Annotated in this window: 25 protein-coding genes; 15 read left to right on the top strand and 10 right to left on the bottom strand. The window is 34.4% G+C overall.

Annotated features, from left to right (window positions below; translation table 11 throughout):
• Positions 1-37: 37 nt before the first annotated feature.
• A complete protein-coding gene (locus tag QLS97_RS14970) occupies positions 38-1,267 on the bottom strand; it encodes an HD domain-containing protein (protein ID WP_282717770.1) in 1,230 nt (409 codons plus the stop codon).
• 122 nt (positions 1,268-1,389) lie between these two features.
• Positions 1,390-2,184: a 3-keto-disaccharide hydrolase gene (locus tag QLS97_RS14965; protein WP_282717768.1), complete on the bottom strand. Its 795-nt coding sequence runs from the start codon at positions 2,182-2,184 to the stop codon at positions 1,390-1,392.
• A 240-nt stretch (positions 2,185-2,424) separates the two neighbouring features.
• On the opposite strand from QLS97_RS14965, the gene QLS97_RS14960 reads away from it, so the two are divergent.
• The 4 genes from QLS97_RS14960 to QLS97_RS14945 are packed head-to-tail and all read left to right on the top strand — an operon-like array spanning position 2,425 to position 8,649.
• The gene (locus tag QLS97_RS14960) at positions 2,425-2,925 is read left to right on the top strand and encodes a GbsR/MarR family transcriptional regulator (RefSeq protein ID WP_282717767.1); all 501 of its coding nucleotides are present in this window, start codon (positions 2,425-2,427) and stop codon (positions 2,923-2,925) included.
• Positions 2,926-2,948: 23 nt separating this feature from the next.
• Complete coding sequence (locus QLS97_RS14955; RefSeq protein ID WP_282717766.1) at positions 2,949-4,055, top strand: efflux RND transporter periplasmic adaptor subunit; 1,107 nt, start codon at positions 2,949-2,951, stop codon at positions 4,053-4,055.
• Positions 4,056-4,088: 33 nt separating this feature from the next.
• Positions 4,089-7,259 carry an efflux RND transporter permease subunit gene (locus QLS97_RS14950; protein ID WP_282717765.1) on the top strand — a complete coding sequence of 1,057 codons (3,171 nt, stop codon included), beginning with the start codon at positions 4,089-4,091 and terminating at the stop codon, positions 7,257-7,259.
• Entirely contained in the window at positions 7,249-8,649 is a 1,401-nt protein-coding gene (locus QLS97_RS14945) for an efflux transporter outer membrane subunit (RefSeq protein ID WP_282717763.1), read from the top strand. Before QLS97_RS14950 ends, QLS97_RS14945 begins: the two co-directional genes overlap by 11 nt.
• Positions 8,650-8,770: 121 nt before the next feature.
• Here the strand turns inward: QLS97_RS14945 and QLS97_RS14940 are convergent, their stop codons facing one another.
• The 4 genes from QLS97_RS14940 to QLS97_RS14925 all read right to left on the bottom strand — a co-directional run bounded on the left by QLS97_RS14940 (position 8,771) and on the right by QLS97_RS14925 (position 10,417).
• Positions 8,771-9,097 carry a hypothetical protein gene (locus QLS97_RS14940; RefSeq protein ID WP_282717762.1) on the bottom strand — a complete coding sequence of 109 codons (327 nt, stop codon included), beginning with the start codon at positions 9,095-9,097 and terminating at the stop codon, positions 8,771-8,773.
• Positions 9,098-9,116: 19 nt separating this feature from the next.
• A complete protein-coding gene (locus tag QLS97_RS14935) occupies positions 9,117-9,656 on the bottom strand; it encodes a GNAT family N-acetyltransferase (RefSeq protein ID WP_282717760.1) in 540 nt (179 codons plus the stop codon).
• Complete coding sequence (locus QLS97_RS14930; RefSeq protein ID WP_282717758.1) at positions 9,653-9,937, bottom strand: toxin-antitoxin system YwqK family antitoxin; 285 nt, start codon at positions 9,935-9,937, stop codon at positions 9,653-9,655. Before QLS97_RS14930 ends, QLS97_RS14935 begins: the two co-directional genes overlap by 4 nt.
• A 108-nt stretch (positions 9,938-10,045) precedes the next feature.
• The gene (locus tag QLS97_RS14925; protein ID WP_282717983.1) at positions 10,046-10,417 is read right to left on the bottom strand and encodes a VOC family protein; all 372 of its coding nucleotides are present in this window, start codon (positions 10,415-10,417) and stop codon (positions 10,046-10,048) included.
• 473 nt (positions 10,418-10,890) lie between these two features.
• Here QLS97_RS14925 and QLS97_RS14920 point away from each other — a divergent pair, with 473 nt between their 5' ends.
• The 6 genes from QLS97_RS14920 (at position 10,891) to QLS97_RS14895 (ending at position 16,432) form a co-directional block, all read left to right on the top strand.
• Positions 10,891-11,721, top strand: a complete 831-nt coding sequence (locus QLS97_RS14920; RefSeq protein ID WP_282717757.1) for an ice-binding protein — start codon at positions 10,891-10,893, stop codon at positions 11,719-11,721.
• Between the two features lie 490 nt (positions 11,722-12,211).
• Complete coding sequence (gene porX, locus QLS97_RS14915) at positions 12,212-13,765, top strand: T9SS response regulator signal transducer PorX (RefSeq protein ID WP_282717755.1); 1,554 nt, start codon at positions 12,212-12,214, stop codon at positions 13,763-13,765.
• A 72-nt stretch (positions 13,766-13,837) separates the two neighbouring features.
• Entirely contained in the window at positions 13,838-14,245 is a 408-nt protein-coding gene (tsaE, locus tag QLS97_RS14910) for a tRNA (adenosine(37)-N6)-threonylcarbamoyltransferase complex ATPase subunit type 1 TsaE (protein WP_282717753.1), read from the top strand.
• An 8-nt stretch (positions 14,246-14,253) separates the two neighbouring features.
• Complete coding sequence (locus QLS97_RS14905) at positions 14,254-14,727, top strand: GNAT family N-acetyltransferase (RefSeq protein ID WP_282717751.1); 474 nt, start codon at positions 14,254-14,256, stop codon at positions 14,725-14,727.
• A gap of 94 nt (positions 14,728-14,821) precedes the next feature.
• The gene (locus QLS97_RS14900) at positions 14,822-16,021 is read left to right on the top strand and encodes an alanine dehydrogenase (protein WP_282717749.1); all 1,200 of its coding nucleotides are present in this window, start codon (positions 14,822-14,824) and stop codon (positions 16,019-16,021) included.
• 36 nt (positions 16,022-16,057) lie between these two features.
• A complete protein-coding gene (locus QLS97_RS14895) occupies positions 16,058-16,432 on the top strand; it encodes a DUF4258 domain-containing protein (protein ID WP_282717747.1) in 375 nt (124 codons plus the stop codon).
• A 219-nt stretch (positions 16,433-16,651) separates the two neighbouring features.
• On the opposite strand, the gene ung is transcribed toward QLS97_RS14895, so the two are convergent.
• Positions 16,652-17,332, bottom strand: coding sequence for a uracil-DNA glycosylase (gene ung / locus QLS97_RS14890; protein WP_282717746.1), 681 nt, complete (start codon positions 17,330-17,332; stop codon positions 16,652-16,654).
• 113 nt (positions 17,333-17,445) lie between these two features.
• Between ung and QLS97_RS14885 the strand changes: the two genes are divergently transcribed.
• The 3 genes from QLS97_RS14885 to QLS97_RS14875 all read left to right on the top strand — a co-directional run bounded on the left by QLS97_RS14885 (position 17,446) and on the right by QLS97_RS14875 (position 20,307).
• Positions 17,446-19,611, top strand: coding sequence for an endonuclease MutS2 (locus QLS97_RS14885; RefSeq protein WP_282717745.1), 2,166 nt, complete (start codon positions 17,446-17,448; stop codon positions 19,609-19,611).
• A gap of 70 nt (positions 19,612-19,681) precedes the next feature.
• Complete coding sequence (locus QLS97_RS14880) at positions 19,682-20,098, top strand: thiol-disulfide oxidoreductase DCC family protein (RefSeq protein ID WP_282717743.1); 417 nt, start codon at positions 19,682-19,684, stop codon at positions 20,096-20,098.
• A gap of 77 nt (positions 20,099-20,175) precedes the next feature.
• Positions 20,176-20,307, top strand: a complete 132-nt coding sequence (locus QLS97_RS14875) for a hypothetical protein (protein WP_282717742.1) — start codon at positions 20,176-20,178, stop codon at positions 20,305-20,307.
• A 58-nt stretch (positions 20,308-20,365) separates the two neighbouring features.
• Here QLS97_RS14875 and ettA read toward each other — a convergent pair whose 3' ends face one another.
• The 3 genes from ettA to holA all read right to left on the bottom strand — a co-directional run bounded on the left by ettA (position 20,366) and on the right by holA (position 23,363).
• Positions 20,366-22,060 (bottom strand): energy-dependent translational throttle protein EttA, encoded by a 1,695-nt coding sequence (ettA, locus tag QLS97_RS14870; RefSeq protein WP_282717741.1) that lies wholly within the window; start codon positions 22,058-22,060, stop codon positions 20,366-20,368.
• 42 nt (positions 22,061-22,102) lie between these two features.
• Positions 22,103-22,285, bottom strand: a complete 183-nt coding sequence (locus QLS97_RS14865; protein ID WP_282717740.1) for a CAL67264 family membrane protein — start codon at positions 22,283-22,285, stop codon at positions 22,103-22,105.
• Between the two features lie 73 nt (positions 22,286-22,358).
• Positions 22,359-23,363 carry a DNA polymerase III subunit delta gene (holA, locus tag QLS97_RS14860; protein WP_282717739.1) on the bottom strand — a complete coding sequence of 335 codons (1,005 nt, stop codon included), beginning with the start codon at positions 23,361-23,363 and terminating at the stop codon, positions 22,359-22,361.
• Positions 23,364-23,455: 92 nt separating this feature from the next.
• Here holA and QLS97_RS14855 point away from each other — a divergent pair, with 92 nt between their 5' ends.
• Both QLS97_RS14855 and QLS97_RS14850 read left to right on the top strand, forming a co-directional pair.
• Positions 23,456-23,905, top strand: coding sequence for a type I restriction enzyme HsdR N-terminal domain-containing protein (locus QLS97_RS14855; protein WP_282717738.1), 450 nt, complete (start codon positions 23,456-23,458; stop codon positions 23,903-23,905).
• A 13-nt stretch (positions 23,906-23,918) separates the two neighbouring features.
• Positions 23,919-24,926, top strand: coding sequence for a glycosyltransferase family 2 protein (locus QLS97_RS14850; RefSeq protein ID WP_282717737.1), 1,008 nt, complete (start codon positions 23,919-23,921; stop codon positions 24,924-24,926).
• The last annotated feature ends 6 nt before the right edge of the window (positions 24,927-24,932 follow it).

Below are 24,932 nucleotides of genomic sequence, written 5' to 3'. Positions count from 1 at the left end.
GACAAAAATATAAAAAAATAGATTTTAAATGACCTTTTTATAGCAGTTGTTTTGGGAAACAGATATAATACTTGGTCACTAATTTAGATAACGATTTTAAATTCAGCTGGTCAGAAGATTCTATAACGTCCTCAATTGTGCTGTCTTTTTTCAAAATTCGTATCGGTTCGGCTTCTTTGCTATACGCTTGGTTTTTTATTTTCCCTTTAAAAATAAAATAATTGGTTTCTAATAATGAAATATTATTTTCCAATGCAAAACGTTCTTTTAGCGGCTGTAATTCTTCAATCGCTACTTTTTCACTTGTTAATTTTATTTTTAATAAATCTCGGTTTACTATCATTTTACTCAAAGACGACAGTATAAAATCATCCTGTTTTTGCCAAGATTTTAAAGCTCCAATAATATCAAAATCATCTAATTGAGCAAATAAATCTAAGGTTTCAGCATCAAAAGTATCAATCGTAACTTTGTTTTGCATGAAAAACAATAACGGCTCACTGCAAGGCAATTGCACACCTTTTAACGTTAATTCTTTGGCGCGTTTTAAGATTTTCATCAAAATTAACTCTGCCACTAAACTCGTTTTGTGCAAATACGCCTGCCAATACATCAAACGCCTAGACATCAAAAACTTTTCGACAGAATAAATTCCTTTTTCTTCAATTACCAAATAATCATCCACCACATTCATCATTTGAATCAATCGTTCCGAGTTGACATTTCCTTCTGCCACGCCCGAGTAAAAACTATCACGTTTCAAATAATCCATTCGATCCATATCCAACTGACTGGAAATCAATTGTAACATAAACTTCCTGTTGTATTCCCCTTTAAAAACCTGAATTGCCAAACTTAACTGACCGTTAAATTCCACGTTTAATTGGTTCATGAATAATAGCGATATTTCTTCGTGATGTACATCTTCAACAATGCTTTTTTCCATAGCATGCGAAAAAGGACCATGACCTATATCGTGCAATAAAATAGCAATATACAACGCATTTTCTTCATCGGGAGATATTGAAACTCCTTTGAAACGCAATACATCGACTGCTTTTTGCATCAAATGCATACAACCTAAAGCATGATGAAAACGGGTATGATTTGCTCCCGGATATACTAAATACGACAATCCCATTTGGGAAATTCGACGCAAACGTTGAAAATAGGGATGCTGAACTAAATCGTAGATTAAGGCATTTGGAATGGTAATAAATCCATAAATGGGATCATTAAATATTTTTAGCTTATTGATTTGACTCACTATAAAGTTTGTTTTTAAGGTCAACAAATATAAGTAAATTAGATTTCAAAACAGAAACGTTCCTGATGCTGATTTGGAGCCAAAAAAAACGGAGCGTTTGTAGCGCTCCGTTGGTATACTTTTTAAAGTTTTCTAATCCAAATATTTCTGAATTGATTTTTAGAATCATGATCTTGAAGCGAAATAACATCATCGCCATGAGACGACGGATAATTGTGTAAACCTATGTAAAGTGTCAACCCGTTTATGGTCGTGTTATTTTGTACCAAAACACCATTCAAAAACACAGTGATTCTTGCCGGAGCATCAATTCTACCATCAGCTTTGAATCTTGGTGCCGTATAAATTACATCGTAAGCATTCCATTCTAATGGTGTTTTTACAACGTTTACTAATGGTGGATGATCTTTATAAATGCTTCCCGCCTGACCATTGTTATACGTTCTGTTATTGTAGGAATCCAATATTTGTAATTCGTATCTGTTTTGGAAAAACACCCCACTGTTTCCTCTTGCCTGTCCTCCATCTAAAACGACATCTGGTGCGCTCCATTCCAAGTGCAACTGACAATCACCAAAAGTCATTTTGGTTTGAATGGCTCCAGAACCCGGAACAACTTCCATATAATCTTTGTCAACAATTTTCCATCCTGCAGGTTTGCTTGCGTCTTTTTGACTTACCCATTGATCTAAGTTTTTACCGTCAAATAAAATAATGGCATCCGAAGGTGCATTTCCAAGAGTTTTTGCAGGTGTAATAACTTTTACTTCCGGTTCCCAAACTTCTGTCATTTCGGGTTTCATCGGCATTGGGGAAACCTCCGGCGGAGTATTCACATATTTGTGTTGCGCCATAGCTGCCGTTGCAGAAAATAAGGCAATCATTAAAAAAGAGTTCTTGAAGTTTTTAGATTTCATAGTTAAATTCATTTGGTTTAATAAAATATAAATATAGGGTAATTGTTCTCTTTTCAATATTAAGCATTTTTTTTTCACGAACTAACTTTTAATTTAAATATAACTAATTGATGGTTAAACTTTAGATTTTTATTCTAAAGGCAGTAAATTCTAGAGAAATCGTTTTCTTAAAAATTAACATAATTTTAAGTTCGTTTAGTTCGGTAAACTACGAACTAACTCTACTTTTGCAAAAAAATCATGATTGCAATACAAAAAGAGAGAGAAGAACTTATCGAGATGTTCGGAATTCATTTTGAGCTATTATACAACTTACCGCCACTGGGTTCCCGAATTCTTGGATTACTAATAATAGATGGCTGCAAGACCGGATTAACATTTGAAGAGATAGTCGAAAAAATGGGTGCCAGTAAAAGCTCCATTTCAACCAACTTGAATCTGCTTCTAAAAATGGATAAAATAAATTATTATACTTTATGCGGTGATCGCAAAAAATATTTTAAGCCATGTCCATTCAGTGAAAGACTTTCTAATTATATCAAAATCCTTGCTTTTGAAAAAAAAATAATAGATAAATTAATCACCTACAGAGAGCAAACAGTTTCTTGTACAGAAGAACAATGCAACATGGATAATGTAAAAGCCTATAAAGCCCATGTTTGTGAAGTAGAGGAACTTTTGATTAAAACTATTGACAAGTTCAAAGAAATAGAAATCAATAACAGTAAAAATAATAATTAATCAATTTTAGTAAATATTCCCGTATGAAAAAGAAATATTTTATAAGCGCAATTTTGTTATCAATAAGCTTGCTCTCCTGTAAAAAAGAAACAACTCAAGCAGCACCTCCGGTTATGCCTTATAAGGTAGTCGAAATAGGAACATCAAATACTACTTTATTAGCAGAATATCCTGCCACTTTGGAAGGTATTACTGATATTGACATTCGTGCAAAAGTAGATGGATATATAGAAAAAATATATGTACAAGAAGGTCAAGAAGTTAAAAAAGGTCAATTGCTTTTTAAATTAGAGACACAAACAGCAACACAAGAAGCTGGAGCTGCAAAAGCAAAAGTTGCTGCTGCTCAAGTGGAAGTAAATCGTTTAATCCCTTTGGTAGAACGGAAAATAATCAGTGATGTTCAATTAGAAACTGCAAAAGCAAATTTGGCAAGTGCTAAAAGTACCTATCAAAGTATCGTTGCCAGAATTAATTATGCTACTATAAAAAGCCCGGTTAATGGAATTGTAGGGACTTTACCTTTAAGACTGGGAAGTTATGTCAGCAGTCAAACAGTTGAACCTTTAACCCGTATTTCAGATGTTAGTACCATTTATGCTTATTTTTCAGTAAATGAAAAAGAACAATTGGATATCATGATGAATGCTCAAGGAAAGTCATTTCAAGAAAAAATAAACAAAATGGAAGCTGTAAATTTGGTTTTGAGTAATGGTATGCAATATGAACAAAAGGGTAAAATTGAAACCTTTAGTGGACAAGCCAATGCACAAACAGGTTCCTTTAATGTAAGAGCAAGTTTTCCAAACGGGAATAAATTATTGCGTTCTGGAGGAAGTGGAACTATTCAAATCCCTACAGATTTAGAAAATGTTATTATTATCCCACAAAATGCTTCATTAGAATTACAAGACAAACGTGTTGCACTTGTTGTGGATAAAGATAACAAAGTGAAAGCTGTACCAATTGAAGTACGTGCAATTCCTGGAGGTAAATTTTTTGTAGTTGATAGCGGATTAAATATAAACGATAAAATACTTATTGAAGGAGTTGGTATTGTAACTGAAGGAACCCTTATTAAACCTGAAGTAGTTGATTTTAAAACGATAATCAATCCAGCAAAAAAATAATTGACAAACTAACTATTGAATAAATAACAAAATATGTTTTCAAAATTCATTGACAGACCGGTATTGTCAACAGTGATATCTATTATCATCGTAATTTTGGGAGTTTTAGGGTTAACCTCACTTCCAGTATCTCAATATCCAGAAATAGCGCCACCTACGGTAACTGTATCAGCAAATTATCAAGGAGCAAGTGCCGAAGTTGTAATGAACTCGGTAGTAATTCCATTGGAAGAACAAATCAACGGTGTTGAAGACATGACTTACATGACTTCTACATCAAATAATGATGGTTCGGCAGCCATTAATATATACTTTAAATTAGGTACAAATCCTGATTTAGCAGCTGTGAATGTACAAAATCGTGTATCACGTGCTACGCCATTATTACCCCAAGAAGTTACAAGAGCTGGTGTTACAACTTCAAAAAGACAAAGTGATAATATTTTGATTTTATCATTGTATAGTGAAAATCCTGATTATGATGATACTTTTCTTCAAAATTATGCCAATATCAATATTTTACCAAAAATAAAACGTGTAGCTGGAGTTGGAGAAGCAATGATTTTTGGTCAAAAAGACTACTCTATGCGTATTTGGCTTAAGCCAGATGTAATGGGCGCTTACGGACTAGTTCCTTCGGATATTACAACGCTATTAGCAGAGCAAAATATTGAAGCAGCTCCAGGTCAATTAGGTGAAAGTAGCGACCAATCTTTTCAATATACACTAAAATACAAAGGGCGTTTACAAAATGCAAAAGAGTTTGAAGAAATTATTGTTCGTTCAACCGAAAATGGAGAAATCCTTAAGTTAGGTGATGTAGCAAAAATCGAATTAGGAGCTGTAAATTATGCTAGTAATGCATATACAAACGGAAACAAATCTATTGCAATTGCAATTGCACAAACTGCAGGATCTAATGCACAAGAAGTAATTGAAGGATCTCTAAAAGTATTAGATCAAGCCGAAGTAAATTTTCCTAAAGGGGTAAAATATGCTACATTAATTAATGCAAATGACTTCTTAGATGAATCTATCACAAAAGTTATTCATACATTAATCGAAGCCTTTTTATTAGTATTTATTGTCGTTTTTATCTTTTTACAAGATTGGAGATCAACCCTTATACCTGCAATTTCAGTACCTGTGGCTATTTTGGGAACTTTCTTTTTCCTAAGTCTATTTGGCTTTACCATTAACTTATTAACACTTTTTGCCTTAGTGCTTGCCGTCGGAATTGTGGTTGATGATGCCATTGTAGTGGTTGAAGCCGTCCATGCCAAAATGGAAGCTGGGGAACACAATCCAAAAAAAGCGGCTCACAGTGCCATGCAAGATATCAGTAGTGCGATTATTTCTATCACACTTGTTATGTCGGCTGTATTTATTCCTGTTTCGTTTATCAGTGGTTCAGCAGGAGTTTTCTACAAACAGTTTGGATTAACTTTAGCCGTTTCAATTGTATTATCAGCAATTAACGCGCTAACGCTTTCTCCTGCATTATGTGCTATTTTCTTGAAGGAACACGATAAAAGTTCAAAGAAAAAGGGTTTTATGGAGCGTTTTTATACAGCATTTAATGCTGGATTTGAAACAACAACCGCTAAGTACAAAAGATCAGTTGAATTTTTTATAAAACGCAAATGGTTAGCATTTTTAGGAATTGCAGTTTTTGCAGGAATTTTTATCTTGTTATTAAATATTACACCAAAGGCTTTTGTTCCTGGTGAAGATACAGGTGCCATTCTTTCGGATGTTTCACTTCCACCAGGTACTTCATTAGAAAGAACAGAGGAAGTATTATTGCAAATTGAAAATAAAGTAAAAGACATTCCTGAAATACAAGAAGTTCTTCGAATTTCAGGTCGTAGTTTAATAAGTGGTACTGGTAGTAACTACGGAATGGTCATTGTAAAATTAAAAACCTGGGCAGAACGTAAAGATGCCAATCAGGAAATAACAGTTGTTGTAGCTGAATTATTTAAGCGTACAGCTACAATTAAAGATGCAAAAGTACTCTATTTTGCTCGTCCTACACTTGTTGGTTTTGGTTTTACCAATGGTTTTGAATTTCAATTACAAGATCAAAAAGGAGGTAGTATTCAAGAATTAAGTGAAGTAAATAATAAATTTTTGGCTGCTTTAAACAGCCGTCCCGAAATCAAATATGCGGCTACTTCTTTTTCTCCAAATTACCCACAATACCGAATTGATTTGAATGTTGCTGCTATAAAAAAATCAGGTTTAACAGTTACTGATGTTTTAGGAACTATGCAAGGATATTATGGTGGAGTTTATGCATCTAATTTTAACAAATTTGGAAAACAATATCGAGTAGTTTATCAATCTGATCCAGAGTTTAGAAGTAATCCTGAATCATTAAATAAAGTATTGGTTAGAAATAATAACGGTCAGATGGCTCCTATTTCAGAATTTGTGACTTTAGTAAAAGTATTTGGTCCACAGGCAATTGAGCGTTTCAATTTATTTACCTCTGTAAAAATCACAGGTGCTCCAAATGAAGGTTTCAGTTCTGGTGATGCCATTAAAGCCGTTGAAGAAGTGGCAAGTCAAAGCTTACCTGTTGGTTATGGTTATGAGTTTTCAGGAATGACTCGTGAAGAAATTAGTGCAGGCGGTCAAACATTGTATATTTTCTTATTGTGCTTGGTTTTTGTATATTTCTTGTTAGCAGCTCAATATGAAAGTTATATGTTGCCTTTTGCCGTATTAATTTCATTACCAATTGGTTTAGCAGGAGCGTACCTATTTGCTTATTTATTCGATGTAAGTAATAACATTTACTTACAAATAACACTTATTATGCTTATTGGATTGCTCGCTAAAAACGCCATTTTGATAGTCGAGTTTTCTGTAGATTCTAGAAAAAAAGGAATGAGTATTACGCAAGCTGCTATCCATGGTGCTGTTGCTCGTTTACGTCCTATTTTGATGACATCATTTGCATTTATCTTCGGATTATTGCCTTTAATGTTAGCCAAAGGAGCTGGAGCTATTGGAAATAATGCTATTGGAACTGGAGCAATTGGCGGAATGTTAATAGGAACCATTTTGGGGGTATTTGTTATACCGGTATTGTTTATTGTTTTCCAAACCCTACAGGAAAAAATTTCTACAAAACCACTTCCTATAGAAAATCAGGAATCAGATGTTGCACTTTTAGATGAAAAAGATGAAAAATAATATATATAAAATAGTACTCTTAGGAGTGACAGCAACAGTAATGCAATCGTGCTTTGTAGCCAAAGAATACGACAGACCCGAATTAAAAACGGAAAATTTATACCGAAACGAAATCGTTTCAACCGATACCATTTCACTGGCTAATGTTGCTTGGGACAAAGTTTTCACGGATCCGCTTTTACAGGGATATATCAAGAAAGGGTTAGAAAATAATTTGGATATCAAAATTGCCATGCAAAATATTGCAGCGGCAGAGGCAACTATGAAACAAGGAAAAGCGGGGTACTTTCCTACTCTTTCTGCAAGTACAGATTGGACGCACCAAGAACTTTCTAAGAACAGTCAGTTTGGTGCTTTGTTGCAAAACAGAAGTACGGATCAGTATCAGTTGACAGGAAGTCTTTCGTGGGAAGCTGATATTTGGGGAAAAATAAGAAGCAACAAGCGTGCTGTAAATGCTACGTATCTGCAAACAACTGCGGCAAACCAAGCCGTAAAAACCCAATTGATTGCTAACATTGCGGCGACCTATTATCAATTGCTTTCGGTTGATGCCCAAATAAAATTAGCGGAGAAAACATTGGTAAACAGAAACCAAAGTATCGAAACTATTATAGCTTTAAAAGATGCCGGTAATGTAACCGAAGTTGGCGTGAAGCAAACCGAAGCGCAGAAATATGCTACCGAAATTATCCTTGCCGATTTAAAGAATAGTATCATCATTCTTGAAAACACCATGAGTATTCTTATGGGTCAAGGTTCCGCTAAAATTGAAAGGAATACTTTTGAAACGCAATCGATGCAACCAACAATTACGCTTGGGGTTCCTGCAACATTGTTGAGAAACAGACCTGATGTAATCGCTGCAGAATACAACTTGATTTCAAATTTTGAACAGACTAATGTAGCCAAAAGTAATTTTTATCCAACATTAAAACTTACTGCAAACGGCGGACTTCAAAGTATTGATTTGAAAGAATGGTTTAGTGCCAATTCGATTTTTGCAAATGTAATTACGGGATTGACACAACCTATTTTCAACCAAAGACAAATTAAAACAAGGTTTGAAATTGCAAAAGCCAATCAGGAAAAAGCCTATCTTCAGTTTGAGCAGTCGTTATTGACCGCCGGAAAAGAAGTATCGGATGCTTTGGCACAATACAATAATGAAACGTACAAACTCACCGTTAGAGAAAAACAAGTCGATGCGTTGAATAAAGCCACCGATTATTCAGATGAATTGTTGACTTACGGTTTAGCTAATTATTTAGAAGTTTTGACTGTAAAAGACAATGCTTTGAATGCTGAACTAAGCTTGATAGACAATAAATTTCAACAATATAAAGCGATAATTCAATTGTACAGAGCCCTTGGTGGTGGCTGGCAATAGTTAATTTAAATACTTTACCCATTTATTATTGATTCCTGTTTGTTCAAAACCACTGCTTATTATATCGGCAGTGGTTTTGTCATTTAATCTAAAAATCTTATAAATGTTATTTTTAAATTTCTTAGTTAAGAATCAGGTTGTAAATAAATACAAATCCAAACGTAAGAAGCGTAATTAATACGAATCCAAAGAACATACTACTTTGGGACTCAATTACTGGTTTGTTGTCTTTATATAAACTCATTACCACTCCGTTTAAACCATATCCCAAAATAAATTTGCACGCTACTTTTTGATCATTTTCAATCATTTTAAAATGATGTGTTGCTCCTGTTATGGAACGTTTCTCCGAAACTATTTTTTCGTTTAATACTATAGTTTCTTTTGCCATAAAAGAATTAAAAACTTCTATCTTATTGTCTCCAAGATTGATTGTTGTAAATTTCATATTGTAGTTTTTATTTTTGTTAATCAGTCGCTAAAATAGCATAACCGTAATTATCGGACCAGCCGGATGGTAAGGGTAATAATTTACGGGTGTGGGCTTCCCTTGTCATTCCTGTTTTTTCCAAAACGCTGATAGAACCTATATTTCCAACCGCACAACCTGCTTCAATCCGATGAAGATGAAGTTCATTAAAACCAAAACGGAGAATTTTTTTCAAAGATTCTGTAGCGTAGCCTTTGTTCCAATGATCTTTATGAAATTTGAACCAAACTTCTGCATTTTTATATTTTACCTTTCCTAAATTGATTCCAATTAATCCTATAATTTGGTTTCCAGTATTTAATTCGACCGCAAAAGTAAAATTGGTCATAAGCTCTTTATTGTTTTCAAAAATCCACTTTTCTAATAGTAGTTTTGTTTCTTCAATAGCTGCAGGAATTCCTAACGTATTGAATTCATCTGTTTCTTTCAAAGAATGCAATTCGTGAATATAATCCAAATCCAATAGTGAAATTGGCCTTAGAATTAATCGTTCCGTTTTGAGAATTATAGTGTTCATTTTTTGTTTTTAATAATCGTATCGTTTTCAAAAGTCTCTTGATATTCTACTTGATCGTTTCTGTCATACCGAATAAAAGAGCCATTTTTCTTGCTGTTTTTGAAGTTCCCAATTTGCCAAAGCTGTCCGGTCTCCCTATAAAACAGCCACTCTCCTTCCATCAATCCATTAATAAAAGTGCCTTTTGCTTTTACTTTTCCGTTTTTGAAAAAATAAGTCAATTGGTCCCCAACTAACTCATGGGCTATTTGTCCGTTTACATAGTATTTTTTATCTAACATTAGAATTTAATTGTGTTTTTTTTTGTTTAGAATCCGTCATATTTAGAAACACAAGCCGCATTTCTAGAATCGAAAGATATACTCTAACTATACAATTGTAAAAATAAATTAGCGGTGTTGGTCAATTAAAATAACATTTCCATCTGGATCGGTTACCATAAAACCAGCGGGGCCAGAAGTTTTCTCATCCACTTCAGGATCTATTTTGAGACCTTTGCTTTTTAGTTCCTGTTGAATTACTCTAACGTCGTCAAACTTTGCTATGTTATTAGCATTTTCATCCCAGCCTGGATTGAAAGTCAAAATGTTATTTTTAAACATTCCTTGAAAAAGTCCGATTAGTGAATTCTCATTTTTCATTATGATATAATTTTTTTCTAAACTACCTGCAAATACTGAAAACCCCAGATTCTCATAAAACTGTTGTGATACTTGAATGTCCTTGACACTAAGACTCATTGAAAAGGCTCCTAATTTCATATTTCCCTCTTTTTTAATGTTATTTTTATCTTTCTCCTGCTTAATCACAATGTTGTTGCCGTTTTTATTTGAAACCAAAATATTCATGTAAAAACCAAGTCCAAATGAAATTAGAAACCCTATAATTAACACTGTTTTCTTTTTCATTTCCTACTGTTTTTAATGTTAATAGTTTTACTGTTTTTGTTTGTAAATAATAGTGTCTGATCGTGCTCATTTGCAATCCGTGACCATTAACACAAGTACATCTATAATTATTTAGCATTCAAATTGCCAACCAATCTTTGTGGGCACGGAAAGAATTTCTACGCTATCAAAGTGTTGACTTATCCCAGCGATTATGCAATAATAATTATTAATATTCACTATAAATGATAATTAAACAACATTTAACTAAAATCATGTAACTTATTTGATAATAAGTCAGTTAACTTCGTTTCTTGACAATAAAGTCACATCATAAAACAAAAAAAATGAAAAAAAACAAATTATTCCCAATCATAGCAGTGCTATTGGTTGTTTTAATGTCTAGTTGTGATCAAAATAATGATATTGTTACTCCTTCTGGAACTTCTGCTGCTTTAACTCCTAAAATGTCATCTAACCTTTCTGCAGTTGTTAAATCAGTTAATACTCCATCAAAAGTTAGTTCATTGAATGCTGTCAATCTTGGAATTGCAGGGGATTTTGCAATTCTTTCAAAAACAGGAATTACAAATGTTTACAAATCAACTATTACTGGTGACATTGGATCCAGTCCAATTACTGGTAGTGCTGTTTTAGTTGAATGTAACGAAGTTGTAGGGACAATATATACGGTTGATGCTGCGGGACCACTTCCATGTAGTATCACTAATGCTACAAGATTAACAGTTGCTATTGGAGATATGGAAACCGCATATACAGATGCTGCTGGAAGATCTAATCCTGATTTTTTAAATTTGGGTGCAGGGGATATTGGAGGAAAAACACTTACTCCTGGATTATATAAATGGTCAACTGCATTAATCATACCTACAGATATTACTATTTCTGGTAGTTCAACAGATGTTTTTATTTTCCAAGTTGCAGGAACTCTTAAATTGAGCTCCGGGGTTAGAATTACTTTAACTGGGGGTGCACAAGCCAAAAATATTTTTTGGGTAGTTGCAGATGCGGTTACATGCGGAACTACTAGCCATTTTGAAGGAACTATATTGGGAATGACGGGGATTAATTTACAAACTGGCGCAACAATAAACGGAAGAATGTTGGCACAAACTGCCGTAACTTTACAAATGAATACTGTTACACAACCCCAATAAGTAAACGAATAAATATATTTTATTACAAGCTGTCCAAAAGTAATTTTGGGCAGCTTTTTTATTCAATATAAATGGTATTAAAAAAAGGAATAGAAGAATAATCATTACTGTCTAATGAATATAAACTTGAGATACATACCCTAAATCCTTTATTATTGTTGGGTTAATTTAATTTTTATAAGTAATCAAATCTTTCCGGAAAGTGCGTGAGGGATGGAAGCGGCATCCTTTTTCGTGTTCTCGATACTTGCTTGAAAATGCAAACTCGAACTGACGAAAAAGATAAAGCGTACAGCCCGACCCAGACGGAGTTTACGGAGAATGGGACACGCCCAGAACCAAACCCAAAATAAAACTAAAGCGAATTGTAATTTTATAAAATGTAGCGTAAGTGTGTTAAAAAATTATCATAATATTAGCAGGTAGCCGTTACAAAAAAATGTAATTTGGCACTTTAATTTAGTACTTTAGAACACTTGTTTATACAATTATGGATAAAATAAAAATACTTTGGGTGGATGATGAAATCGACCTTTTGAAACCACATATCTTATTTCTGGAAAAGAAAAATTACGAGGTAACTACCTGTAACAACGGACTTGATGCGATTACAATTTTTGAGGAAAACAATTTTGATATTGTTTTCTTGGATGAAAATATGCCAGGAATGAGCGGTTTAGAAACCCTGTCAGAAATGAAGGAGAAAAAGTCTTCGGTTCCCATGATTATGATTACCAAAAGTGAGGAAGAATACATTATGGAGGAAGCCATTGGCTCTAAAATTGCCGATTATTTAATCAAACCTGTGAATCCGAATCAGATTTTGTTGAGTTTAAAGAAAAACTTGGATCATTCCCGATTGATTTCGCAAAAAACAACGTTGGATTATCAGAAGGAATTTAGAAAAATCACTATGGAAATGGCGATGGTGAATTCCTATGAAGACTGGATTGAGTTGTATAAGAAATTGATTTTTTGGGAACTGGAATTGGAAAATATTGACGATCAGGGGATGGTTGAAATTTTGGAATCCCAGAAAACAGAAGCCAATTCACAATTTGGAAAATTCATTGAGCGCAATTATGAGGATTGGTTTGCACCAAAAGCGGATAAACCGGTTCAATCGCACACGTTATTCAAAGAATTAGTACTTCCTGAACTTAAGAAAAAAGACAAGCCTATTTTGTTTGTAGTGATTGACAACCTGCGTTACGACCAATGGAAAGCCTTTGAAAGTGTTGTGGGGAATTACTACAAACTGGAAAAAGAAGTACCCTACTACTCTATTCTTCCTACGGCGACGCAATATGCGAGAAATGCTATTTTCTCCGGTTTGACCCCGCTGGAAATGGAAAAACAGTTCCCGAAATATTGGAAAAATGACCCGGAAGAAGGTGGGAAAAACCTTTTTGAAGCAGAATTTTTGACGGCGCAATTGAAACGTTTGGGCTTGAATATCAAGGAAGATTATTTTAAAATAACCAGTCTTGCCGGTGGAAAAAAATTAGCCGAAAGCTTTAAAGCCTTAAAAGATAATGATTTGGTTACGATAGTTTACAACTTTGTAGATATGCTTTCTCATGCCAAAACAGAAATGGATGTGGTAAAAGAACTAGCCTCTGATGATAAAGCGTATCGCTCGCTGACATTGAGTTGGTTTAAGAATTCTCCGCTTTTGGAAATCATTCAACAGGCTCAAAAAATGGGTTTCAAATTGATTTTGACTACCGATCACGGAACGATAAACGTAAAAAACCCGTCGAAAGTGGTGGGTGATAAAAACACCAGTTTGAATTTACGTTACAAAACCGGACGTAGTTTGACGTACGAACATAAAGATGTTTATGCGGTAAAAGAACCAAAAAATGTTGGCTTACCTACCATAAATATGAGCAGTTCTTATATTTTTGCAAAAAATGATTTGTTTTTGGCGTATGTCAACAACTACAATCATTATGTGAGTTATTACAAAAATACGTATCAACACGGTGGAATTTCATTGGAAGAAATGATTATTCCGTTTTTAGTTTTTAATCCGAAATAAAAAAGTAGTCAGTCTCAGTTTTCAGTTTTTTGGTAGAACCTTAAACTTTAAACTTTAAACAATTTTAAAAGAATGAATATCATTTTTTCTATCGACCAACTCGAAGAAGTGGCGCAAAAAATCATAGCCGAAAACCCCAAAAAAGTAATTCTGTTTCATGGAGAAATGGGCGTTGGGAAAACCACTTTGATCAAGCAATTGTGTAAAATGCTTGGCGTAACCGGCGCAACAAGCAGCCCAACCTTTTCTTTAGTTAATGAATACGAAGCCAATGACAATCAGCTAGTTTATCATTTTGATTTCTATAGATTAAACAAAGAAGAAGAGGCTTTAGATATGGGTGTTGATGATTATTTGTATTCCGGAAATTGGTGTTTTATTGAATGGGCGGAGAAGATTCCAAATTTGATTCCTGAAACACATTCCGTTATAACTATTTCACTGCTTCCTGATGGAAAAAGATCTTTAACCTTAAGTTAAATGTAATTATGAGTTTAGATAATACTGTAGAAATTATCCCTTTTTCAGCAACATTAGCTGCGCCTATAAAAACCTTGAACTTGGAATGGCTGAAAAAATATTTCAAGGTGGAACCCAAAGACGAAATCGTACTTTCGGATCCGCAAGGGCAGATTATAGATAAAGGCGGAATGATTTTTTATGCAAAATACAATGATGCCATCGTAGGTACCGTTTCACTAATAAAAATCGACAACACGACCTTTGAATTGAGTAAAATGGCAGTAACGGATGGCGTTCAAGGCTTGGGAGTTGGTAAAAAACTGATGCTGCATTGCCTTGCTGTTGCCGAGGCGAAAGGAATTGAAAAGCTGATTTTATATTCGAACAGGAAATTACTGCCTGCGATTCATTTGTATGAAAAATTTGGTTTCGTAGAAGTTCCTTTGGAAGGTGGTGTTTATGAAAGAGCCGATATAAAAATGGAAAGAATCATGCACTAATTTTTGTAACGAATCCGCTTGTATTTATCCGCGCTAATATTATACTTTTTCTAAAAGTTTTTACGTAAATTGTACCCTTAATTTAACAACATCAATGTCAATTACTATAACGCCATTCACAAAACAACAGCTATTACCTCAAGAGGAAAAACTTGAAGTTGCAAGAAAGAAAAGCGAGCTTTTTATAGGTATCCCAAAGGAAACCAGTTATCAGGAACGCCGTATTTGTCTTACTCCAGACGCTGTAAACTCGCTGACCTATCATGGTCATCGGGTAATGATTGAGGCTGGCGCAGGATTAAATTCCAGTTATACGGATAAAGAATATTGTGATGCCGGTGCTGAAGTTACCAGTGACACAAAGAAAGTTTTTAGTTGTCCCATGATATTGAAAGTAGAGCCGGCAACACTTGCCGAAATTGAAATGATGAATCCGCAAACGATTCTGCTCTCAGCGATTCAGTTAAAAACCCGAAAGAAAGTCTATTTTGAGGCTTTGACCAAAAAGAAAATTACCGCACTGGCTTTTGAATACATAAAAGATGAAGATGGTACGTATCCTGCAGTGAAAGCGTTAAGCGAAATTGCCGGAATAGCCTCGATTCTAATTGCTGCCGAGTTGATGATTACCAATGAATTCGGAAAAGGATTGTTATTCGGGAACATTACCGGCGTTCCTCCTACCGATGTTGTAATTCTTGGCGCGGGAACAGTTGGGGAATTTGCCGCCAAAACCGCTATTGGCTTAGGTGCCAATGTCAAAGTTTTTGATAATTCCATTACCAAATTACGCCGTTTACAGAATAATTTGAATCAGCGTATTTTTACTTCTACCATACAACCAAAATCCTTACTGAAAGCATTAAGACGATGTGATGTCGCTATTGGCGCCATGCGAGGAAAAGAACGTTGTCCCGTTATTGTTACGGAAACCATGGTGGAGCACATGAAAAACGGCGCTGTAATTGTGGATGTCAGTATTGATACCGGTGGTTGTTTTGAAACTTCAGAAGTGACTTCACACGAGAAACCAACGTTCATCAAAAACAATGTATTGCATTATTGCGTACCCAATATTCCTTCTAGATATTCTAAAACGGCTTCGTTATCCATTAGCAATATCATAACACCTTATTTGATGCAAATTGCTGCAGATGGCGGTATAGAAAGCGCTATTCGTTGTGATAAAGGATTAAAAAATGGTGTTTATATGTACCACGGAATCCTCACAAATAGTGCCATTGGCGATTGGTTTGATTTACCAAACAACGACATTAATTTAATTGTTTTTTAAGAAAACTTTCTTCTACCTTTGCCAAAAATTTAATTCATGAAATTTATACATCGTTTTGCTTATTATTTAGTAGGTTTAGTTATCGGATTGTTTTTTGTAGCGTTAGTTTTTAGTGGGAAAGATACCCGTTGTAATTATTTTCCAAATGCAAGAGTCTTAAATGATTTGAGAAATAAACCATTCCATTATTCGGATAAAGCATCACAGATTTTGGCTGAAAAATGGATTGATACTGCCGATATAAAAAACACATTACAATATGGTGATGTAGATTTTGACAATAGCAATATCGAACTCAAAAAAGGAAAATTGTATGTAATCGAAGGAAAAACAATCAAAAACCAAGAGGTTACTTTGAAAGTTATTAATTACTCTGATAAAGCCGTTTTAGAGGATATCATTAAAAAATAGGCGTAATTAGTGCTATTTATTGTTAAATCCTTCCAATAACATTATTTTAATTTGGGCGTGACCCTGCAGATTGCTTCGTCGTTCCTCCTCGCAACTTCGGGTCGTGCTGTACGTTCCCGCTTTTTTTTAGAGGCTAAAACGCCTCTCAAAAAAGAGCTCCACTTCCATCACTCACGCAAAACAGTGTAAAATAAGTACTTATATCTTTAAACCACATGATTAATCCACTGAAATCCAGTTAATTAATTTCAATCCGTTTTGTTTTAAATGCGTATTCGTTTTACTGAAATGTTTATTCCCAAACCATTTTCCTTGATTTGCGCTCATAGGCGAAGGATGCCCGGATTCTAAAACCAAATGTTTGTTTCGGTCGATTTTGAGTCCTTTTTTATGGGCAAAATTTCCCCAAAGCAAGAAAACAACATGCTCTTTTTCTTTCGAAATTTTTTGGATTACAGCATCAGTAAAAACATTCCATTTCAAGTGTTTATGACTGTTGGCATTGTCTTCTCTAACTGTCAGCGAGGCATTCAACAATAAAACACCCTGCTTTGCCCAAGCTTCTAAATTTCCGGAAGTGGGCATGAAAATAGTCCCCAAATCATCACTCATTTCACGAAAAATATTACGTAACGAGGGCGGAATTCGAACACCATCATTCACAGAGAAACACAAACCATTCGCTTCGCCTTTGCCGTGATACGGATCTTGACCAATGATAACCACTTTAACATCTTTGAAACTGCAATAATTAAAAGCAGTAAAAATCAATTCTTTTGGAGGATAACAGGTATGATTTTTGTATTCCTCCGCAACAGTTTCCATTAAATCCTGAAAATAGGGTTTCTTGATTTCATCAGATAAAATGGTTTGCCAAGAGGGATTGAGATTGATTTGCATGTAATTTATTTTGCCGTAAAGTTCGCAAAGTTTTTCGCAAAGTCCGCTAAAAAAATTAATGCATTTCACTTTGAATCTTTGTAACTTTGAACCTTTACAACTTAGATCATAAAATGATATCCATCACCGAAAAAACATTACAAGATTTACAATTTCCAACTGTTCTCGAAACCATTTCGACAATTTGTAATACCGACATTGGAAAACAAAAAGCATTAGAAATAACCCCTTTTAAAGACAAGGAAACCTTGATGCAAGCCTTAATGCAAACATCTGAATATGTTTCGTCTTTCCAAAATAACAATGCCATTCCCAATCATGGTTTTGACGCCATCACGCATGAGATAAAATTTCTAGCCATTGAAGACAGTTTCTTAGAAGTAGGCAGTTTTAGAAAAATCGCCACGATTTCTTCAACGGTAAATTTCCTATTGAGTTTTTTGAGAAAATTCGAGGATTATTATCCAAATTTAAATGCAAGAGCAAACCAAGTCGAACTGACCAAAGAAATCATTGTGATGGTCGATGAAGTTGTCGACAAATATGGCGAAATAAAAGACAATGCCTCCCCGGATTTATTGAACATCCGCAGAAGCATGAATGCGGTTCGCGGGAAAGTAAACCAAAGTTTCGGCTCAGCATTAACGCAATACAATGCTTTAGGATATTTAGACGACATCAAAGAAAGTTTTGTGCAAAACAGACGTGTTTTGGCTGTTTTAGCGATGTATCGCCGTAAAGTAAAAGGATCGATTCTGGGCAGTTCAAAAACAGGAAGTATCGCCTATATTGAACCCGAAGCTACTTTACAATATTCTCGAGAACTGAGTAATCTTGAATACGAAGAAAAAGAAGAAATCACCCGAATATTAAAACAGTTATCGAATCAGATTCGTCCTTTTTTACCGCTGTTAATCAAATACCAGGATTTCCTTAGTGATATTGATGTAATTGCCGCCAAAGCAAAATATGCAAATAAAATCAATGGGATTTTACCAACAATTACAGAAGAACGCCGACTTTATTTTAGAGATGCCTACCATCCTATTCTGTATTTGAATAACAAACAGAAAAACGAAATTACACATCCGCAAACCATTGAATTGGGTCAGGAAAACAGAATCATAGTGATTTCAGGTCCTAATGCCGGAGGAAAAACCATTTCGTTAAAAACTGTTGGATTACTGCAATTAATGCTGCAATCCGGGATGTTGATTCCAGTACATGAACGTAGTGAAACGTTTTTATTTGATAGAATTTTAACAGATATTGGAGATAATCAATCTATTGAAAATCATCTAAGTACATACAGTTACCGATTAAAGAACATGAACTACTTCCTAAAGAAGTGCAATAGAAAAACAATGTTCCTTATTGATGAATTTGGTACGGGTTCTGACCCTGAATTAGGAGGTGCTTTAGCCGAAATTTTCTTGGAGGAATTCTACCATCGGGAAGCTTTCGGGATTATTACAACCCATTATTCAAACCTAAAAATTCTGGCTAACGAATTGCCTTTTGCCACCAATGCCAACATGCTTTTTGATGAAAAATCATTGGAACCCATGTATAAATTAGCTTTGGGACAAGCAGGAAGTTCATTCACTTTTGAAGTGGCTTTAAAAAACGGAATTCCTTTCAGCTTAATCAATCGAGCCAAAAAGAAAATTGAAGTTGGAAAAGTACGTTTCGACAAAACCATTGCAACCCTTCAGAAAGAACGTTCCAAGATGGAAAAAACTTCTCAAACGCTGAAAGAAGAAGAAACCAAAGCGCGTGAAGAAGGCAAAAAAATGGAGAATATCAATGTAAAAATCAAGCAAAAACTGGAAAGCTATCAGGAATTGTATGACAGCAACCAGAAAACAATTTACATTGGTCAAAAAATTGAAGACATTTCGGAGAAATATTTCAATAATAAGAACAAGAAAGAACTCCTTGGAGAATTTTTGAAAATCATTGAAATCGAAAATTCAAAACGCAAAAAAGCCACAACCAAAGAGTCAAAAGCACTGATTGAAAAGAAAAAAGAAGTCATTCAAGAAGTGACCGTTCAGGTTGAAGAAATCAGAAAAGAAAAGAAAGAGAAGAAATTAAAAGTGGTGGTTGAGAAACCAAAACCTATCCTAAAAGTAGGTGATCGCGTGCGAATGTTTGACGGAAAAGCGGTGGGAACAATTGATTCTATTGAAAAAAACAAAGCAACGGTTAATTACGGTGTCTTTACTTCAAAAGTGAGTCTGGAAGCACTTGAATTTGTTGAAGCGGGGAAAAAGTAAGGAGTGTTCAGACGAAAATAAATTTCAACTCCGTTAATAATTTTAAATGTTGAATTTTAAATTTTAAATTATGCTCAATATTCCTAAAGACAAAAAAATTATCCTCTTTGATGGCGTTTGTAATCTGTGTGATTCGGCAGTACAAATGATTATTAAGCATGATTCAAAAGATGTTTTCAGGTTCGTTGCCTTACAATCTGATTTAGGTCAAAAAATCATTAAACATTTAGGAATTGAAACACAAAAAACGGATAGTATTATTCTGTATCAACCGGGTTTCGCTTATTATTACAAATCAGAAGCTGCTTTAGAGATTGCAAAAAATTTAAGTGGACTATTCTATTTTGCCGCTATATTTTCGATATTCCCCATAGCGTTCAATAATTACATTTACGATTATATCGCTAAGAACCGATACAAATGGTATGGAAAAAAGGAAACTTGCCTGATTCCCACAAAAGAGCTCCAAGGTAAGTTTTTAGAATAAATGCCCAATTATGATAATTATCATGGCTTTTATTTTGTAAGAATAATATATTTGGACAATCTTAAATTTAATTAATCATGAAAGACACTACACTTTTTTCTTGGGATAACGGTTCATTTATAATGATTATCGTATTTGGTTTAGTAATCATAGGACTGGTTGCCGCAGTTTTAATTATGATGAATTCCGATAAAAAAATAAAAAAATAGCGCAAAAAAAGAGGATGACCAATGGTCATCCTCTTGCTATTATTAAATTAATTAGAATTTAACTTCTAATTAACTTTCTGTATTTCAATCGTTTTGGAGTTAAATCACCACCCAAACGTTTCTTTTTATTTTCTTCATATTCAGAGAAACCACCTTCAAAATAATACACTTCAGAGTTTCCTTCGAAAGCCAGAATGTGCGTACAAATTCTGTCCAAGAACCATCTGTCGTGCGAAATTACTACGGCACAACCTGCAAAATTATCTAAACCTTCTTCCAAAGCACGAAGCGTATTGATGTCCAAATCATTCGTTGGCTCATCCAATAACAGTACGTTCCCTTCTTCTTTCAAAGTCATGGCAAGGTGTAAACGGTTGCGTTCCCCTCCAGAAAGTGTAGCTACTTTTTTGTTTTGATCACTTCCGCCAAAATTGAAACGGCTTAAATAAGCACGTGAATTCACTTGGCGTCCGCCCATCATAATCAATTCCTGACCATCACAGAAGTTTTCCCAAATGGACTTATTAGGATCAATATTAGAGTGCGCTTGATCGACATAAGCGATTTTTACGGTATCTCCAATTAAAAATTCTCCAGCATCTGGTTTTTCTTCCCCCATAATCATTCGGAAAATAGTGGATTTACCGGCACCGTTTGGTCCAATAATCCCTACAATTCCTGCTTGTGGCAAAGTAAAATTTAAATTATCGTATAACAATTTGTCGCCAAATGCTTTAGAAACGCCTTTAGCTTCAATTACATTGGTTCCTAAACGCGGACCATTCGGAATATAAATTTCCAGTTTTTCATCCAATTGTTTTTGATCTTCATTCAAAAGCTTATCGTAGTTCTGCAAACGCGCTTTTTGTTTCGTTTGACGCCCTTTGGCACCTTGACGAACCCAGTCCAACTCTCGTTCTAAGTTTTTTCTACGTTTCGAAGCTACTTTTTCTTCGAGAGCCATACGTCCTGATTTTTGTTCCAACCAAGATGAATAATTCCCTTTCCAAGGAATACCTTCTCCTCTGTCCAGTTCAAGAATCCAACCCGCAACATTATCCAAAAAGTATCTATCGTGCGTTACTGCAATTACAGTCCCGGCATATTGTGCTAAGTGTTGTTCCAACCAAAGTACACTTTCGGCATCCAAGTGATTCGTAGGCTCATCCAAAAGCAATACATCAGGTTGTTGCAATAACAAACGACATAAAGCTACACGACGGCGCTCTCCTCCAGATAAATTCTTGATTGGCGTATCTCCTTCCGGCGTACGCAAAGCATCCATGGCAATTTCTAGTTTGGTATCAATTTCCCAAGCGCCCAATGCATCAATTTTATCTTGTAAAAGTGCTTGACGATCCATCAATTGCTCCATCTTATCCGCATTTTCATAGACTTCCGGCAAACCAAAACTATCATTGATTTTATTGAATTCGTCGAGAACTGCCATCGTTTCAGCAACTCCTTCTCTTACAATTTCAATAACCGTTTTACTATCATCTAAAATAGGATCCTGTTCTAAATATCCCACTGTATAACCCGGTGCAAAGACAACATCGCCTTGATAATTTTTATCAACACCAGCTATAATCTTCAATAAAGAAGATTTACCGGAACCATTTAATCCCAAAATACCAATTTTTGCTCCGTAGAAGAAACTCAAATAGATGTTTTTAAGTACTGGTTTATCTGCTCCTTGATAGGTTTTACTCAATTTTGACATTGAGAATATCACTTTTTTATCGTCTGCCATTATTTTTTTAATTTAAAATTTAAAATTCAACATTTAAAACAATTATACTCTCCCTTTTAAAGAACTAAACACCCAGGCATTAGCCAAAAATCCAACACCAACAGCTGCAAATCCCCAGCCCGCTACGTCATCATATCTAAAAGCGCCTAATGCGATAAGCAATAAACCCATTACGATCATTATCAAAGTAGCCCAACCTAAAATAGTGTTTTTATTCATTCCCATAATTGTGGTATTTATTTTAAACCCGATTCCGAAGTCTCGGAATAGGAGTGCAAATATCGGAATTTTTTGTCCTTTAATTAAATATTTTATAAAGCATTTCTCGTAACAAATCGGATTGAGACATTGCATTAGCGCCAACACCTTTACTTTTTACATCAATATCTCTTAAAGCCCCAACAATTTGACTCACTTTTTTCATCGGATAGTTTTTCAAAGCCACATCATATTCTTTCAAAAAAAATGGATTTACACCTAATACAGCCGCCACATTTTTTGGATTTCTGTCTTTTAACCCGTGGTATTTTAGCAATTGGATAAAAAATCCAAAGACTAAACTTGTCGTTACCACCATTGGATTGTCTTTTGGATTTTGTGCAAAGTTTTCAGCAATAGTATACGCTTTTAACTGGTTGCGTTCGCCAAGTGCTTTTCGCAATTCAAACACATTAAAATCTTTACTGAACCCTATATTTTCCTCAATATGCTTGGGAGTGATGGTACTTCCAACCGGCAAGATAATTTGTAATTTTTCGAGTTCGTTGTTTATTTTACTCAAATCTGTCCCAAGAAATTCCACCAGCATGGCGTTTGCTTTAGGCTCGATTAAATATTTTTTACCAGATAAAACGCGCTTAATCCACTCTCCTACTTGGTTCTCATATAATTTCTTGCTTTCATAAACGATACCGTTTTTGGCTAATAACTTTGTAACTTTTTTACGTTTATCAAGCGTTTTGTATTTATAACAAAAAACTAAAACCGTAGTTGCCATTGGGTTTTCAGCGTAGCTTTCCAGTTTATCTATGGTTCTGATTAAATCTTGGGCTTCTTTTACGATGACCACTTGACGCTCTGCCATCATTGGATAACGTTTGGCTGTCGAAATAATATCTTCTATTGAAACATCTCTTCCGTATAAAACGGTTTGATTGAAGCCTTTTTCTTCTTCGGATAAGACTTTTTCTTCAATATAATCCGAAAGTTTGTCAATATAATACGGCTCTTCGCCCATCAAAAAATAGATTGGTTTGATGTTCCCGCTTTTTATATCATTTACAATTTTTATGACCTCGTCCATTCCTTTTTGTTTAAAGTTTGAAGTTTAAAGTTTGTTGCTTCGAATGAAACTTTTAAACCCTAAACTTTAAACTTATTTAATACTTTTGCTTTATGCAAAAACTAAATTTTCAGCTTTATAATTTCCGTTTCAAAAATAGCGAAAATAAAGTCTCCATTTTTGATGAAATCAGGAAAAAATTTATCATTCTTACTCCCGAAGAATGGGTTCGTCAGCATGTAGTCCAGTTTTTATTGGAAGAAAAAAAATACCCAAAATCATTGATCAATGTAGAGAAAGTTTTAAAAGTCAACGGCTTGCGCAAAAGATACGATGTAGTAGTTTTCAATTCTGATGGTTCCATTTTCATTTTAATCGAATGCAAAGCACCTGAAGTAAAAATTGCTCAAACGACTTTCGACCAGATTGCAAGATACAATATGACAATGAAGTCCGAATTTTTGATGGTAACCAATGGATTGAATCATTACTTTTGCCAAATGGATTTTGAAAATGAAAAATATCAATTCCTCCCTGAATTGCCAATGTATAAAATTGTATAATCAAATAATCTAAATGAAAATAGCTGTTGTCATCCTGAATTGGAATGGAATTTTATTGTTAGAAAAATTTTTGCCTTCAGTGCTGAAATATTCTCCGGAAGCCACAGTGTATGTTGCCGATAATGCTTCTACGGATGATTCTGTTTCCTATGTGAAAGCTTTTTTTCCTTCGGTTAAAATTGTAAAAAACGACACTAATTTAGGATTTGCAGACGGATACAACCAAGCTTTAAAGCATATTGAGGCTGATTTGTATGCGTTAATAAACTCTGATATTGAAGTGACCGAGAATTGGTTGCAACCCATTCTTAAAACTTTCGAAAATGAACCAAAAACCGCTATAATCCAGCCTAAAATCCTTGATTTCAAAAATAAGGAATATTTTGAATATGCTGGTGCTGCCGGTGGTTTTATAGATAAATATGGATATCCATATTGTCGCGGGCGTATTTTTGATACTTTAGAAAAAGATAACGGGCAGTACGATGATAATTGCGAAATATTTTGGGCAACTGGAGCTTGTTTTTTTATTAGAAGTACCGTTTATAGAGAATTAAATGGTTTTGATGCTGTCTTTTTTGCACATCAGGAAGAAATTGATTTGTGTTGGCGTGCCTTCAATAAAGGATATAAAATAAAATACATTTCAGAATCGATTGTATATCATGTTGGTGGAGCTACATTACAACAAGGAAACCCGAAAAAAACGTTTTTGAATTTTAGAAATTCATTGTTAATGCTGACAAAAAACCTTCCTAAAAATAAATTATATCCAATTCTTTTAGGCAGAATGGTTCTGGATGGGATTGCTGGAATTCAATTCCTTACGAAAGGAAAATTCAATCATTTTGTTGCAATATTAAAAGCACATTTTTCTTTTTACAGATTATTTTTAAAACATTATAAAAAAAGAACCAAATTTCAAGAACCAAAATACTATAACACAAAAAGTATCGTTTGCATCTATTTTATTAAGAAAATCGTTGTTTTTAACGATTTATTTAGAACAAAACAAATATAAAAAAGT

The sequence above is a fragment of the Flavobacterium yafengii genome, from assembly GCF_030010375.1.
GTDB classification, from domain to species: Bacteria; Bacteroidota; Bacteroidia; order Flavobacteriales; family Flavobacteriaceae; genus Flavobacterium; species Flavobacterium yafengii.
This window is presented reverse-complemented; position numbering and strand designations above follow the sequence as displayed.

What these genes read in the sequence shown, in the direction of transcription:
- QLS97_RS14885 (WP_282717745.1), top strand. Translation starts at nt 17,446, where the DNA reads ATGATATCCATCACCGAAAAAACATTACAAGATTTACAATTTCCAACT.
- QLS97_RS14865 (WP_282717740.1), bottom strand. Translation starts at nt 22,285, where the DNA reads ATGGGAATGAATAAAAACACTATTTTAGGTTGGGCTACTTTGATAATG.
- QLS97_RS14855 (WP_282717738.1), top strand. Translation starts at nt 23,456, where the DNA reads ATGCAAAAACTAAATTTTCAGCTTTATAATTTCCGTTTCAAAAATAGC.
- QLS97_RS14955 (WP_282717766.1), top strand. Translation starts at nt 2,949, where the DNA reads ATGAAAAAGAAATATTTTATAAGCGCAATTTTGTTATCAATAAGCTTG.
- QLS97_RS14925 (WP_282717983.1), bottom strand. Translation starts at nt 10,417, where the DNA reads ATGAAATTAGGAGCCTTTTCAATGAGTCTTAGTGTCAAGGACATTCAA.
- QLS97_RS14900 (WP_282717749.1), top strand. Translation starts at nt 14,822, where the DNA reads ATGTCAATTACTATAACGCCATTCACAAAACAACAGCTATTACCTCAA.
- QLS97_RS14950 (WP_282717765.1), top strand. Translation starts at nt 4,089, where the DNA reads ATGTTTTCAAAATTCATTGACAGACCGGTATTGTCAACAGTGATATCT.
- holA (WP_282717739.1), bottom strand. Translation starts at nt 23,363, where the DNA reads ATGGACGAGGTCATAAAAATTGTAAATGATATAAAAAGCGGGAACATC.
- QLS97_RS14945 (WP_282717763.1), top strand. Translation starts at nt 7,249, where the DNA reads ATGAAAAATAATATATATAAAATAGTACTCTTAGGAGTGACAGCAACA.
- porX (WP_282717755.1), top strand. Translation starts at nt 12,212, where the DNA reads ATGGATAAAATAAAAATACTTTGGGTGGATGATGAAATCGACCTTTTG.
- QLS97_RS14920 (WP_282717757.1), top strand. Translation starts at nt 10,891, where the DNA reads ATGAAAAAAAACAAATTATTCCCAATCATAGCAGTGCTATTGGTTGTT.
- tsaE (WP_282717753.1), top strand. Translation starts at nt 13,838, where the DNA reads ATGAATATCATTTTTTCTATCGACCAACTCGAAGAAGTGGCGCAAAAA.
- QLS97_RS14930 (WP_282717758.1), bottom strand. Translation starts at nt 9,937, where the DNA reads ATGTTAGATAAAAAATACTATGTAAACGGACAAATAGCCCATGAGTTA.
- QLS97_RS14850 (WP_282717737.1), top strand. Translation starts at nt 23,919, where the DNA reads ATGAAAATAGCTGTTGTCATCCTGAATTGGAATGGAATTTTATTGTTA.
- QLS97_RS14905 (WP_282717751.1), top strand. Translation starts at nt 14,254, where the DNA reads ATGAGTTTAGATAATACTGTAGAAATTATCCCTTTTTCAGCAACATTA.
- QLS97_RS14965 (WP_282717768.1), bottom strand. Translation starts at nt 2,184, where the DNA reads ATGAAATCTAAAAACTTCAAGAACTCTTTTTTAATGATTGCCTTATTT.
- QLS97_RS14875 (WP_282717742.1), top strand. Translation starts at nt 20,176, where the DNA reads ATGAAAGACACTACACTTTTTTCTTGGGATAACGGTTCATTTATAATG.
- QLS97_RS14960 (WP_282717767.1), top strand. Translation starts at nt 2,425, where the DNA reads ATGATTGCAATACAAAAAGAGAGAGAAGAACTTATCGAGATGTTCGGA.
- QLS97_RS14935 (WP_282717760.1), bottom strand. Translation starts at nt 9,656, where the DNA reads ATGAACACTATAATTCTCAAAACGGAACGATTAATTCTAAGGCCAATT.
- QLS97_RS14940 (WP_282717762.1), bottom strand. Translation starts at nt 9,097, where the DNA reads ATGAAATTTACAACAATCAATCTTGGAGACAATAAGATAGAAGTTTTT.
- QLS97_RS14895 (WP_282717747.1), top strand. Translation starts at nt 16,058, where the DNA reads ATGAAATTTATACATCGTTTTGCTTATTATTTAGTAGGTTTAGTTATC.
- QLS97_RS14880 (WP_282717743.1), top strand. Translation starts at nt 19,682, where the DNA reads ATGCTCAATATTCCTAAAGACAAAAAAATTATCCTCTTTGATGGCGTT.
- ung (WP_282717746.1), bottom strand. Translation starts at nt 17,332, where the DNA reads ATGCAAATCAATCTCAATCCCTCTTGGCAAACCATTTTATCTGATGAA.
- ettA (WP_282717741.1), bottom strand. Translation starts at nt 22,060, where the DNA reads ATGGCAGACGATAAAAAAGTGATATTCTCAATGTCAAAATTGAGTAAA.